The sequence below is a fragment of the Streptomyces niveiscabiei genome (assembly GCF_001419795.1).
Lineage (GTDB): Bacteria > Actinomycetota > Actinomycetes > Streptomycetales > Streptomycetaceae > Streptomyces > Streptomyces niveiscabiei.
On record NZ_LIRL01000462.1, the window covers coordinates 1 to 12,679 of the forward strand.

The 12,679-nt window shown below is 71.9% G+C and carries 9 protein-coding genes and 2 pseudogenes; 6 read left to right on the forward strand and 5 right to left on the reverse strand.

The genetic code is table 11. The features are described from left to right. Both AOK24_RS22435 and AOK24_RS22440 read left to right on the forward strand, forming a co-directional pair. On the forward strand, nt 1–2,686 hold a 2,686-nt coding region (locus tag AOK24_RS22435; protein WP_159051950.1), incomplete at its 5' end, for a protein kinase family protein. Nucleotides 2,687–2,755: 69 nt separating this feature from the next. Then, nucleotides 2,756–3,163, forward strand: coding sequence for a PPOX class F420-dependent oxidoreductase (locus AOK24_RS22440; protein WP_055721865.1), 408 nt, complete (start codon nt 2,756–2,758; stop codon nt 3,161–3,163). A gap of 10 nt (nt 3,164–3,173) precedes the next feature. On the opposite strand, the gene AOK24_RS22445 is transcribed toward AOK24_RS22440, so the two are convergent. Continuing rightward, nucleotides 3,174–3,620 (reverse strand): winged helix-turn-helix transcriptional regulator, encoded by a 447-nt coding sequence (locus AOK24_RS22445; protein WP_055721872.1) that lies wholly within the window; start codon nt 3,618–3,620, stop codon nt 3,174–3,176. On the opposite strand from AOK24_RS22445, the pseudogene AOK24_RS22450 reads away from it, so the two are divergent. After that, a pseudogene (locus tag AOK24_RS22450) lies at nt 3,598–4,665 on the forward strand (MFS transporter); the annotation flags it as partial. The gene AOK24_RS22445 and the pseudogene AOK24_RS22450 overlap by 23 nt on opposite strands. On the opposite strand, the gene AOK24_RS22455 reads toward AOK24_RS22450, so the two are convergent. The 4 genes from AOK24_RS22455 to AOK24_RS22470 all read right to left on the reverse strand — a co-directional run bounded on the left by AOK24_RS22455 (nt 4,633) and on the right by AOK24_RS22470 (nt 11,252). Next, a complete protein-coding gene (locus tag AOK24_RS22455; RefSeq protein ID WP_206191250.1) occupies nt 4,633–6,051 on the reverse strand; it encodes a serine hydrolase domain-containing protein in 1,419 nt (472 codons plus the stop codon). The pseudogene AOK24_RS22450 and the gene AOK24_RS22455 sit on opposite strands and share 33 nt — an antisense overlap. 164 nt (nt 6,052–6,215) lie before the next feature. Next, nucleotides 6,216–7,997 (reverse strand): SMI1/KNR4 family protein, encoded by a 1,782-nt coding sequence (locus tag AOK24_RS22460; protein WP_055721867.1) that lies wholly within the window; start codon nt 7,995–7,997, stop codon nt 6,216–6,218. Between the two features lie 46 nt (nt 7,998–8,043). Continuing rightward, nucleotides 8,044–8,988 (reverse strand): arsenic resistance protein, encoded by a 945-nt coding sequence (locus tag AOK24_RS22465; RefSeq protein ID WP_107104023.1) that lies wholly within the window; start codon nt 8,986–8,988, stop codon nt 8,044–8,046. A 125-nt stretch (nt 8,989–9,113) separates the two neighbouring features. Further along, nucleotides 9,114–11,252 carry an MMPL family transporter gene (locus AOK24_RS22470; protein ID WP_055721869.1) on the reverse strand — a complete coding sequence of 713 codons (2,139 nt, stop codon included), beginning with the start codon at nt 11,250–11,252 and terminating at the stop codon, nt 9,114–9,116. Nucleotides 11,253–11,341: 89 nt separating this feature from the next. Here AOK24_RS22470 and AOK24_RS22475 point away from each other — a divergent pair, with 89 nt between their 5' ends. From AOK24_RS22475 to AOK24_RS22485, 3 genes and pseudogenes are all read left to right on the forward strand, one after another. Next, a complete protein-coding gene (locus AOK24_RS22475) occupies nt 11,342–11,668 on the forward strand; it encodes a PadR family transcriptional regulator (protein ID WP_055721870.1) in 327 nt (108 codons plus the stop codon). A 297-nt stretch (nt 11,669–11,965) separates the two neighbouring features. Then, nucleotides 11,966–12,394 (forward strand): HAD family hydrolase, encoded by a 429-nt coding sequence (locus tag AOK24_RS22480; RefSeq protein ID WP_055721871.1) that lies wholly within the window; start codon nt 11,966–11,968, stop codon nt 12,392–12,394. Further along, nucleotides 12,387–12,679 (forward strand): annotated as a pseudogene (locus tag AOK24_RS22485) (hypothetical protein); the annotation flags it as partial. The gene AOK24_RS22480 and the pseudogene AOK24_RS22485, both read left to right, overlap by 8 nt.

The window sequence follows — 12,679 nt, forward strand, 5'->3', positions numbered from 1 at the left end:
CGCCCGCACGGTCGCCGCCGTCGCCGACACCGGCATCCCCGAGACCGTCACCCGCCCCGCCCGCACCCGCTGGCTCTCCCTCGCCCTCGTCATCGACGACGGCGTGTCCATGGTGCTGTGGCAGCGGCTCGCCGCCGACGTCCGGCGCCTGATGGAACGCGCGGGCGCCTTCCGCGACGTACGCGTCCACGGCCTCGACACGCGCGCCGCCGTCCCCGTCCTGCGCACCAACCCCTACCGGCGGGGGCGCGACCTCTCGCCCAGGGCCCTGTGCGATCCGAGAGGGAACACGCTCGTCCTCGTCATCAGCGACGGGGTCGGTCCGGCCTGGCGCGACGGCGGGATGCGCGCGGTGCTGGACCGGTGGGGGCGCTGCGGGCCCGTCGCGATCGTCCACGCGCTGCCGGTACGGCTCTGGGCGGGTACGGGGATCGACGTGCGGCGCGCGCAGATCACCACCCAGCGGCGCGGCGGCCCCACCCACACCTGGCAGGTTGCTGACCCCGATCTCCCGCTCGACCTCGCCCACTTCGACCCCGTCCCCGTGCCCGTCCTCACCCCGACCTCGCAGGCCGTCGGCGAATGGGCCCGCCTCCTCGCATCGCCGGGCGGCACGGCGCTTCTCCCGCTGTGGGAGGGGCGAACCGACCTCGCGCGTACGGTGGTCGAGGCGCCGGACGGTGACGCCGTCCTGCGGTTCCGGGAGGCCGCCTCCGCCGAGGCGTACCGGCTTGCCGCGCATGTCGCCGCGGTCGCTCCCGTCACGCCGCCCGTGATGCGGCTGGTGCAGACGGCGCTGGGCGAGCCCGTGGACGCCGGGCACCTCATGGAGGTGTTCCTCGGCGGGCTCATGCACGAGGTCGACACCTCCGAACGGCTCCCGCAGCACCGCCGGTTCGACTTCACGGGCGAGGCCCGGCGGGCGCTCCTCAGCGCGGTGTCCGCGGGGGAGCTGCTGCGGACGGCCGACACGGTGGCACGGGACATCGAGGCCGCGGTGGGGCGGTCGCCCGTGTTCCCCGCGTGGGTCGGGCACCCGGACGGGACAGCCGTCGTCGACGGCATGGGGCGGTCCTTCGGGTGGCTGCGGGAGCAACTGCTCGTGCGGCTCGGGGTGTCGGGCGGGGAGGCGGAGCCCGCGCCGCCGGGGTGGCGCGCCTTGACGCCGGACGACCCTCAACGGCTGGGCCGGTTCCGGCTGTTGTGGCGCAGCGAGCGGGGCTGGCCGCACATCACGATGTACCTGGCGCAGGGGCGGGACGGCGAACTCGTCACCGTACGGGCGCCCGTGTCGCTGTACGCCGATGATCCGGCGGCTGCGGTGGACCTGGTCCGGACGGAGGCGGAGTGCCTGCACAGGATGGACGGCATCCACGCGCCCGCCCTGGTGGATGTGCAGGCCGACGGCATCGGTGAACTCCCTTGGATCGCCTCGGAGGTGGTCGAACGCGAGGGCATGCCCGCGCCCAACCTGCGCGACGTCCTCTCCGGCCACGGGGGAGTGGTCCCCCGGGACGCCTTCGTACGGATCGGCCTGGGTCTCTCCTGGGCCCTCACCCACGCCCACCAACTCGGCCTCGTCCACGGCTCCGTCGCACCCAGGGCGGTTCTCCAGGACGATGACGGTGTCCGGCTGATCGGGTGGATGACCGCGACCGTGGACGGGGCCGACAGCCCGCACCGAGACCTACTGCCCCGCACCGAGACCTACTTGGGCGGGGGAGAAGCCTCGCCCGAGAGCGATGTGTACGCCGCCGGCGCGCTGCTCCTGGCCTTGCTCGCCGGGAGATGGGAGGACCCCAGGGGCGCCACGGCTTCACACATCGATCCGGCGCTCCTCGTGACGCTCCGGCACTGCCTGGAGGACGAGCCTGAGGGCAGACCCTCAGCGAGGGAGCTGGTGGACGCGTTCACCTCCGCACTGCACGGGGCGAGGGAAACGGAGGTTCTTGACCGCCTGTTCGACGACATCCAGCGGCTGGAGCCCTTGGCCCGGCAGGACCTGATGAGCCACGGACCGACCCTCGCCGGGCGCCTGATCACGTTCTCGAACCACCTCGCGTACCTGGGGCGACACGACGAAGCGCTGGCCCAGGCCGAGGAGGCCGTGCGCGTCTGCCGGGAGCTGTCCGCGCAAGCCCGCCACAAGTACGTCCCCGGCCTGGGCGCCGCGCTCGGCAACCTGTCCGTGCGGCTGGGGGAGTCGGGGCGCGCGCAGGAGAGTCTCGACGCCGCTTTCGAAGCGAGGGCGGCGTTCGAGATATTGGGCACCGATCCCGATCTCGCGATGGTCCTCAACAACCTGTCCAACTGCCTGGCGGCGGTCGGCCGGAGAGAGGAGGCCCTCGCGGTGGCCGAAAGGGCGGTCGGTGTCAGGGGCAACGAAGACCTGGCCAGGGCGTTCACGACTCTCGGCAGCCGGCTGAGCGAACTGGGGCGCAGGGAAGACGCCCTGGACGCCCTCCTGTCGGCCGTACGCATCCATGACGATCACGCCACGCCGGACCACGCCACCACCCTCAACAACCTCGCCGCCTTGTACGCCACCCTCGGCCGCCGCGACGACGCCCTCCGCACGCTCGACGCGAGCACCGCCCTCCAGTCGAGGCTCGAAGGCGACCTCACGAACGCTCTCCCCGGAATCCGCGCACAATCCGACCGCATCCGCACGTGGATCACCGGATGATTCCGCAGCGCCTCGGTGTTCCCTGAACAGACCGAGCGTTCTCACGATCCCCCCGAAGGACCCCGAACCATGGCAGCAGAACTCTCCGACGCCCTGAAGCGGCACCTCGACGACACCAAGGTCTTCGCCACGGTCGCCACCCTCTCGGCCACCGGCCACCCCCACCTGACCGTCGTCTGGATCAAACGCGACGGCGACGACCTCGTCTTCTCCACGACCGTCGACCGCGCCCAGGGCAAGAACCTGGCCCGCGACCCCCGGGTCACGATCATGATCAACCCCCCGGAGAACCCGTACACCTACGCGGCGATCCGAGGCACCGCCACCCTGACCCCCGACCCGGACCGCGCCCTCCCCGACGAGCTCTCCCTCAAATACACCGGCCAGGACTACGCCACTACCAACCCCGCATCGAAGGAGGACGGCGACCGCGTCATCGTCCGCGTGACCCCGACCAAGATCACCGGCAGCCTCTGACCCCACCGGCTCAGGTGACCTTACGGACGGCGGTGTCCCCGGACTCCAACCGCCGTCCGTCCACCGAGCGAACCTCCAACGGCCGCAACGGCCGTCCGTCCCGCCTGTCCAACAACTCCGAGTGCGGCTCCCCGGCTTCGAAGAAGTACTCCTCGCCCCACTGCCGCAGAGCCACGATCACGGGAAACAGCGCCCTGCCCTTGGGCGTCAGGACGTACTCCCGATACGCGCTCCCGTCCGACGCCGGCACGGTTTCAAGAACCCCACCCGCGACGAGCCCGCGCAGCCGGGCCGTGAGGATGTTCTTCGCGACCCCGAGACTCCGCTGAAACTCCCCGAAGCGCCGACTGCCGTCGAAGGCGTCGCGAACGATCAGCAGCGACCACCAGTCGCCGATGGCATCGACAGAGCGGGCAACGGGGCAGTCGCTGTCGTCGAACCGAGTCCTGGTGACCATGGGCGGCGAACTCGCCATGAGCCCGGGGCTGATCGGGAGCGTCGTGAGCCTTACGCATGTCGGCTACGCGCTCGGGCTGTTCTTTCTCGTGCCGCTGGGGGTGGTGGCCACGGCGCGTACGGCGGTGGTCCTGCTCGTCGGCATGGCAGCGACGGGGCTGCTCGCCGTGGTGACACAGACGTTGGTGGCCTTCGCGGCGTCGCTGGCTCCTGCCGAGGGGCGTAGGCGGGTTGTCGGGCTGGTCACCGGGGGAGTGGTGGTGGGGATTCTGCTGGCCCGGACGGTGGCCGGTGTCATGGCCGATCTCGCGGGGTGGCGGTCCGTCTACGCCGCTTCGGCGGGGTGCGTCGGGGTGCTCGCACTGGTGCTGTACCGGGTGCTGCCGGGTGGTGGGGATCAGCCGGCCCTGCCGTATGGGCAGCTGCTGCGCTCCACGGTGTCCCTGTTCGCGCGGGAACGGCTGCTGCGGGTGCGCGCGTTGTACGGGCTGTTGGTCTTCGCCGCCTTCAGCGCCCTGTGGAGCAGCGTCGCCCTTCCGCTTGGGTCCCTGTCCCACAGCGCGGTCGGGTCGTTGGGGCTGGTCGGGGTCGTGGGGGCGCTCGCGGCCGGAGTCGCGGGGCGGTTGAACGATCGGGGGCTGTCCCGCCGGACCACGGGCATCGCGCTGGCGCTGCTCGTCGTCTCGTGGCTGCCGTTGGCCTTCACGCGAAGTTCCCTGTGGGCCTTGGTCGTTGGGATCGTGTTGCTCGATCTCGCCGTGCAGGCGGTGCACGTCACCAATCAGACGCTGATCCACGCGGCGCACCCGGACGCGGGCAGCCGCGTGATCGGCGGATACATGGTCTTCTACTCGATCGGCAGCGGCACCGGCGCCCTCGCCGCGACCTCGTTGTACACGGCCGGAGGCTGGGGCGCTGTCTGCCTGCTGGGGGCGGTGTTCAGCGGTCTCGGGCTCGCGGTGTGGGTGTGGGAGCGCCTGCCCCGGCATGCGGAAGAGGCGGCCGGGTCGGCCCTACGCGACGTCCGGCCGTGTCATCAGCGGTAACCGCACGTGCAGCTCCAGGCTGGGACCGGTGAGCGGCGTGGTGCTCCACAGGGCCGTCGCGATCCCCGTGCCGGTGTCGACGGTCAGGCGGACGCGGTGCGGCGTGGTGACGACGTACAGGTCGGCCACGAACAGCGGGCCCTGCCACGCTCCGGCCGCGACGACGGGGCGGCCCAGCGGGGAACTCTCGCGCCAGGTGCCGTGACCCGCCTCGACGGTGAGCAGCGGCTCGACGCGTACGAGCCAGCCGTCGTCGTCGGGGTCGACGGTGACCGTCGTGCCGTCGGGGAGGGCCGAGCCCTCGGCGGAGGCGTCGAGGGTCGCGGTGACCGGATGCCGAGGGCCGGCCGAGCCCGGTACCGGCGGCAGCGACAGGCTGCGCAGGCGGGCGGCGAGGAGGTCGTCGTCCTGGGCGGTCGGCCCCTGGGCCAGGCCGGGGAGGAGGCACTCCCACAGGGCGTCGAAGATGTCCTGGGTCTCGGCCTGGGCGGTGATGGCGATCACCAGGTCGTGGGACGGGACCACCACGCACTGCTGGCCGAACGCGCCGTGCCCGTGGTACCCGTGCCGGGACAGCCAGAACTGGTAGCCGTAGCCGCAGGTGAAGTCGGCGTTGTCCGTCCCGTCCTCGGACGGCAGGGTCTCGACATGGCGGGCGGTCGCGAGGGCCACCCACTCGCGCGGGACGAGTTGCTCGCCGCCCCACCTGCCGTCGCGCAGCAGCAGCTCACCGAAGGCGGCGACCGCCTCGGTCGTCAGGTGGAGTCCGTGGAAGCCGAAGACGGCACCGCTGGCCACCCGGTCCCACTCGGCGTGGTCGATGCCCATCGGCTTGAGGAGGCGCTCGTCGAGGAACTCCGCAAGGCCGAGGCCCGTGACGCGTTCCACCATCCGGGCCAGGACGAAAGTGGTCGCGTTGTCGTACGTGTGCCGCGTTCCCACGGCGGTGAACGGCAGGCGTAGGAAGCCCTTCACCAGGTCGCCCGGCTCCAGCTCCCACGCCTTAGCCAGGCTGTCCACGGGATACCCCGCCGTCATCGACAGCAGGTGGTGGACGGTGATCCGGCTGCCCTGCTCCGAGACGTCGTCCGGGACGTGGTCGGGCAGCACGTCCACCACGCGATCGTCCAGCGCGAGCAGCCCGTCGGAGATCGCGAGCCCCACCGCGATCGATGTGAACGACTTCGTCAGCGAGTAGAGCAGGTGCGGACGGTCCGCCGAGTACGGCGCCCACCAGCCTTCGGCGACGACATGACCCCGGTGGACGACCATGATCGAGTGACACTCGACGGACCGCGCCGCGAGCTGGTCGAGCAGCAGGGAGATCGAACGGGACGAGATCCCGGACGCGGCCGGTGTCGACCGGGGGGGGCGCCGAAGAGACATACCGGCTTTCTATCGAATCGACGGGGCTTGGCTCGACCGGGTTTCCTGCGCGGGGGCTCGCTGCTTCCCGGCCCGAGGAGCGGGGCCGATGCCTCTCCGTCCGGTGCCTTCCCAGCCCCGGCGTGCCGGTCCAGCGCCTCCCCCGGCGTACCGCCAAGTCGCGTTCATTCCCGCGCGAAGCGACCCCTCGGAATCTTCGCCGGGGCCGTGCCGACGATGACGTCGGCGTATCCCTCGCCAGGCCCCGCCGGGCGGGCCCAGGGGCGGGGCACGAGCGTGTGAAGACGCCCATGGAGAAGCGCATGGCGGGGAAGCCGGACGCCGAACTCGCCCGCGAGGAACTCCAGCACACGCCGTTCGCCCACACGCCGCTCGTCCACGAGCCATTCGCCCACGGGACCGGAGTCCAGGGACGCCGGTATCGCCCCCGTACGCCGAACCTCGTCACCCCGGACCGTGAACGCGTACCGCTCCGCACCGTCTTCCGCCACGGAGAGGTGGAACAGGGCGCTGCCGTCGGCCTCCCGCCAGACGGCGACGGCACGGGTACCGAGGGAGGCCGCCGGAGCCGGGGAGACGAAGCGGGGTTCGTAGAAGCGATGGTGCGGGGCGGCCTCGAAGGCGAAGCTCCAGTCCGGCCCGGCGCGTCCGACGGAGAACCGGGATGCGTCGAGGTGGGCCTCCCAGTACGTCGCCGGCTTGCCGAGATCGGCACCGCCGATCCGCGCGGGCAACTCCGTGGGCTCGACCCCCTCGACCAGGATCAGCCGGTACGACGACAGCCGGTGGCCGGAGTCCGGGTCCACCAGCCAGGACAGCCCCGGCGGATCGAGGTCGGGCGTGGGAAGCGGAACCTCGCCGGTCTCGCCCGCCCTGGGCGTGGCCAGGAGTTCCCGGCACCGCTCCGGCGTGCACACCGGGCCGAGGACCGGGTCGGCGAGCAGCCCCAGCGGCGCGAGGAGGTCAGGACCGGCGGGCCGCCACTCGGGGAGCGCCGCGCGCAGGATGCGCCAGGCCGCGTCCGTGTCGCCCCAACGGGCCGCCTCGCGCGCCGCCTCGACGGCCTCGCCGAAGACACCGGGCGCCGAGTAGCCGTACGTGTCGAGGAAGTCGGCGTCGGCTTCCCAGTGTCGCAGGCGGAGTCGCTCGGCGGCGAGCACGGGCCGGACCTCCGGCTGGTACAGGGGGTCGGTGGCCAGCGTCCCGAACGACACCGTGGAGGGTTCCCCCGACAGGTACGTGAGCTGGTCGCGCAGCTCCGTCGCCCCCGGCCTGCCGTACGCGTGCGCCTCGTCGAGCGCCGCCCGCGCCTCCTCGTACCGCCCGCGCAGAGCGTCGACCCGCGCCCGCGCGACCGCCGCGTCCTGCGCCAGAGTCGTCGCGTTGACGAACTCCGGGCCCGAGGAGCGCGCGGTCATGCTGTGGAACTGCCGGTACATCGCCTCCATGAACCCGGCGAAGGACCCGTACCGCACCGGGCCGTCGCCTCGCCAACTCGCGTAGTCGTAGCAGGCCCACTCCCCGTCCGAGCCGACGTCGCCGGGGTCCAGCAGCACCTTCGTGAGGTCCGACTCGGCCTCCAGCTGGAGCGCCCGCCCCCACATCCCGGCCTCCAGCACCTCCTCCGGTGTGGAGTGCTCGTCCAGCTCGCCCCGGTAGATCTCGCCCAGCCCCGCGTCGTCGGAGTACGGCCCCACCTCGTCGGCCCCGGCGAGCCGCCACACGAAACACCCCGCGTGCAGCCACCCGTCACTCACCGCGAGGAACTCACGGTACGACGGCGGTAACCGGCACTCGAGCCGCTCCTCCAGCGCGGAGATCCGCTCCTCGGAGGCCCCGGCGAACCCCAGCCACCGCGTGTCCCGCTCCGGCGACGGCTCATCGGAGGCGTCGGCCCACTCCTCGCTCCACCGGCTGAGAAAGGGACGCCAGTCGTAGTTCCTCATATCCGCATGGTGACAGCCACCACTGACAACGCCCCCTGACCAGGCATCATGGCAACAACCGGGGCACCACCCGCACGTACACCACCATCCCCACCACCTCCACCAGCGTCTGCGTCACCACGACCACCCCCGCCACCGCCAGCCCCTCCGGCAGAGCCAGCGCCAGCGGCAGCACGACCAGAGAGTTCCGCGTCGCCCCCGTGAACACGATCGCCCGCCCGTCCCGCGCCCCCAGCCGGAACAGCCGTACGACACCCAGCGCCGCGAACGGCATCACGACCAGGAAGACGACGTAGAACGGCACGACACGCGCGACGTCCCCGAGCCGCCCCGACCCGTCGTCCACCTTGGGCACCTGCGAGGCGACGACCGTGAGCAGGACGGCGACCATCAGCGGCACCATCGTCATCCCCGCACCGTCGGAGAAGCGCCGGCCCGACGGGCGCCGCGTGGCCCACGCCTGCGTGAGCCACGCCAGCGCCAGCGGGACGACGATCAGCACCGCGAACGCCTCAAGGAAGGGACCGGCGTCGACGACGTCCGAGAGATCCGGACCCATGAACAGGAACAGGTACCCCGGCAGCAGCACCATCTGCGCGAGAAGCAGCAACGGCGTCGCCGCGAGGAGCCGTTCACTGCTCCCGCCCGCCAGCCCGCTGAAGACGATGACGTAGTCGACGCAAGGCGCGAGCAGCACGAGCAGGACACCGAGCCGGACAGCCCGGTCGCCGGGAAGGAACACGAACATCCCGGCGACCACCAGCGGTACGACCACGAAGTTCACCACCAGCGCCGCCCCCAGGAACCGGCCCGCCCGCGCGGAGCGGACCAGTTCGGCGGCGGGCACCTGGAGGAACGTCACGTACAGGAGCGCGGCCAGCACAGGGCTGATCGCGTACTCCAGTCCGGGACCCGCACCGGGCGCCGCCCGGCCGACGACGGCGCCGACGGCCAGCGCACCGACGTACAGGGCGACCTGGTGACGTTCCATGCCGGTGACCAGGGCGGAGAGGGAAGGCAAGGGAGCACTCCTGAGGAGGACGAACCAAGGAGACGGACGACTTCCCGACCGTAACCCGTGCCTCAGGAGCCCCCACCCTCAGCGGCGCCCCGCGCTCACCCGTGCTCGATCGCCACCCGAGGCAACACGCGGGCAACCCGCTCCGGCAGCCACCAGGCCCGCCGCCCCAGCAGCTGCATCACCGCCGGAAGAATCAGACACCGAATGACCACCGCGTCGACGAACACCGCCACAGCCAGCCCGAACCCGAACTGCGTCAGCATCCGGTTCCCGCTGAACATGAACGCCCCGAACACCACGATCATGATCGCGGCGGCGGCCGTCACGACCTGCCCGGTGGTGGCCAGCCCGTGCCGTACGGCCTGCGCGGCGTCCTTCCCGCGCTCCCACTCCTCGTGCATCCGGGAGAGCAGGAACACCTCGTAGTCCATGGACAGCCCGAAGACGATCGCGAAGATCATGACGGGTACGTACGCCTCGATCGGCCCCTTCTCCGCGCCGAGGGCGCCGTTCTGGAAGACGAGGGTCATCACCCCCATGGCGACGCCGACGCTGAGGAGGTTGAGGAGGGCGGCCTTGAGCGGGATGAGGAGGGAGCGGAATACGAGGAGCAGCAGGAGCATCGACAGGCCGACGACCAGGGCGACGAACGCGGGCAGCCGGTCGGCGACGGCGGTGGAGAAGTCCTCGGTCGCGGCGGTGCTGCCGCCGACGAGGAACCGCGCGTCGGTCTCCCGCGCCAGCGACGGCAGGACGTCGTCGCGCAGCCGGTCGACGAGGCCGCTCGTCGCGGCGGCCTGCGGCGCGGAGTCGGGGAAGACGATGATCGTCGACAGCCCGTCGCCGGACGACTGCGGCGGCAGCGCGGCGGCGACGCCCTCGGTCTGCGCCAGCGTCGTACGCGCCCGCCCGGCGGCGGTGGCGTCGCCCTCGGCGACCACGATCAGCGGCCCGTTGAAGCCGGGCCCGAAACCCTTGCCGAGCAGGTCGTACGCCTGGCGGCTGGTCGTGGACGGGCCGTCGGTGCCCGCGTCCGCGAAGCCGAGGCGCATGTCGAGCGCGGGCAGCGAGAGCGCCGCGAGGAGCGCGGTCGGCACGAGGGCGGCCACCCAGGCGCGCCGTTGGACGGCGCCGGTCCAGCGGCTCCAGCGGTCACCGGCGGGCTTCTTCGCCGTACGGCGCCGTACCTGCTTCTCGATCCTCGCGCCGAACAGCCCGAGCAGCGCCGGGAGCAGGGTGAGCGAGGCGATCATCGTGAGCAGGACGGTGAGCGCGACCGCCACGGCCACGCCCTGGAGCGAGCCGAGGCCGAGGACGACGAGCCCGAGGAGCGCGACGATGACCGTGCACCCGGCGAAGAACACCGTGCGCCCGGCGGTGTCGATGGCCTTGACGGTCGCCGGCTCGCGGCCCTGCCCGGCGGCCAGCTCGCCCCGGAAGCGGGAGAACACCAGGAGCGCGTAGTCGATCCCGACGCCGAGGCCGACCAGCATCATCAGCGGCGCGGTGAAGTCGGCGATCGTCGCGACGTGCGAGGCGAGGATGATCAGCCCGAGCGTCGTACCGACCGCGAACAGGGCGATCGCGACCGGCAGGACGGCGGCGAAGAGCGAGCCGAAGAGCAGGACGAGGATCACCAGCGCGGCCATGATCCCGATGCCCTCGGCGGCGCCGCCCTCCTCGCCCTGCGCGTTGCGCACCGCGTCACCGGACAGTTCGACGCGCAGTCCGTCACCGTCGGCCTTCTGCGCGGTGTCGATGATCGCGCGGGTGTCCTCGACGGGGATGTCCTCGGCCTGCTTGTCCAGCGCGACCGTCGCGTACGCGATCGTGCCGTCCTTCGACACGGCCCCGGCGTCGTCGAAGGGGCTGACGACCCCGACGACGTGCGGCTTCCCGCCGACCTCGGCGAGCATCGACTCCACCCGCGCGCGGGCCCCGGCGACACCGTCCTTCGCCTCGACGACGATCGTCACCGACGTCCCCGCCTGCGACGGCGCCCGCTCCTCCAGCAGGTCCAGCGCCTTCTGCGACTCCGTGCCCGGCAGGCTGAAGTCGTTGCGGTACGCGTCACCGACCGCCTGCGACCCCAGGCTCACCGCCACCAGCACGACGACCCACCCCACGAGGGCCCACCACCGCCGCCGGTACGACACCTGCGCGAGCCGCTCGAAGACGCTCGGCCTCCCCGGCCCGTCCGCCGTCTCGATACGACCCTGCTCGGGCGCTGCCATCAGCCCGACCTCCCCTGCACTCAACACGCCAATAGATAGAACGTCTACATGTAGACACTCAACGCTAACACGTCATGTAGATTGTCTACGTGATGTCAGAAGCGCTACGGGGTCATCTGGACGCGCTGATCCTCGCGGTCCTCGAAAAAGAGCCCCTGCACGGATACGCCGTGATGGAGGCCCTCCAGGTGAGCAGCGGAGGCGCCCTCGACCTGCCCACCGGCTCCCTCTACCCCGCCCTGCGCAGACTGGAGCGCGCCGGGCTCGTGGAGAGCGAGTGGAGCACCGTCGGCGGGCGCCGCAGGCGGACGTACCAGCTCACGGCGACGGGGAACCGGGCGCTGGCCAAGGAACGTACCCAGTGGCGGGACTTCTCGACGATGGTCGAAGGCATTCTGCGGCCGGGTACGGCCTGACGTGGGCCGGGGGTGGTGCGCGGCAGCCCTTCAGCCGCAGATTTGAACACGTTCAACAAGTCTGCCAAGGTGTCTTCCTGTGGCCCGCTCCTATCAGTCGGCCGAGACGGGCTGAGGGCGGGAGGTCCTGGTGGCGGGCGGAAGCAGGCTGCGTGCGTGGGGGGCGGTCCTCGGCGGCGTGATGGTGGTTCTGGCTGTTCTGACCGCGTGCGCCGGCCCTTATCAGTACTACGAGGGAACAGGGACCCACGACGCCACGACGACCGAATCGGGGGCTTCGTCGCCGCCACGGAGACGGTGTTCACCACGGTCCCCGACGCCGTGGTCGACGCCAGGGCCGCGGCCACGCTGCGCCGCCTGCACGCCGGCGGACTGAGGTGCGTGCTGGCGTGCGACACCCAGCGGACCGAGAGCGTACGGCGCCGCACGCTGCGCGCGGCGGGTGTCGAGGACTGTTTCGACGCCCTGGTGCTCTCCAGCACCGTCGGCGTCCGCAAACCCCACCGGCTGTTCTGCAGCGCGGTCGTGGAGCGGGCGCGCTGCCGTGCCGAAGAGATCGTGTTCGTCGGAGACACCCCCGCCAAGGACGCTGTCGGCCCCCACGAGTACGGCATGAACGCCGTCCTCGTCACCACCGGACCCCGCCCCGACGCCCTCCCCTCCCCGGTCGGAGTGATCAGCCACTTCACCGAACTGCCCCGCTACCTGGAGGCTCTCGATGGGTGACCCTCTCGCACGCTACGACGGCGCGCGGGTGCGCTTCAGCGCGGGGACAGCGCACCTGACGCCCGATCGGCCCACGGCCGACGGCCTGCTGGCTAGCCGGTTCAGCATCCTCAGCCCCGGTACGGAACAGCGTCACATGGCCGCCACCGTGGACGGGGCTGCCCGGGACGCGGGCTACATGTCCTTCGGCCGGACGCCGCAGGGCTGGGTTCTCGCTCCCGCCCCGCACGGCGCCTCCTTCCGCCCCGACGTCCCCGGAACACTGGCCGTTCCCCGGGGAACGGC

Coding starts and splice junctions, on each gene's coding strand:
- AOK24_RS22440 (WP_055721865.1), top strand. CDS start 2,756: ATGGCAGCAGAACTCTCCGACGCCCTGAAGCGGCACCTCGACGACACC.
- AOK24_RS22445 (WP_055721872.1), bottom strand. CDS start 3,620: ATGGTCACCAGGACTCGGTTCGACGACAGCGACTGCCCCGTTGCCCGC.
- AOK24_RS22455 (WP_206191250.1), bottom strand. CDS start 6,051: ATGTCTCTTCGGCGCCCCCCCCGGTCGACACCGGCCGCGTCCGGGATC.
- AOK24_RS22460 (WP_055721867.1), bottom strand. CDS start 7,997: ATGAGGAACTACGACTGGCGTCCCTTTCTCAGCCGGTGGAGCGAGGAG.
- AOK24_RS22465 (WP_107104023.1), bottom strand. CDS start 8,988: ATGGAACGTCACCAGGTCGCCCTGTACGTCGGTGCGCTGGCCGTCGGC.
- AOK24_RS22470 (WP_055721869.1), bottom strand. CDS start 11,252: ATGGCAGCGCCCGAGCAGGGTCGTATCGAGACGGCGGACGGGCCGGGG.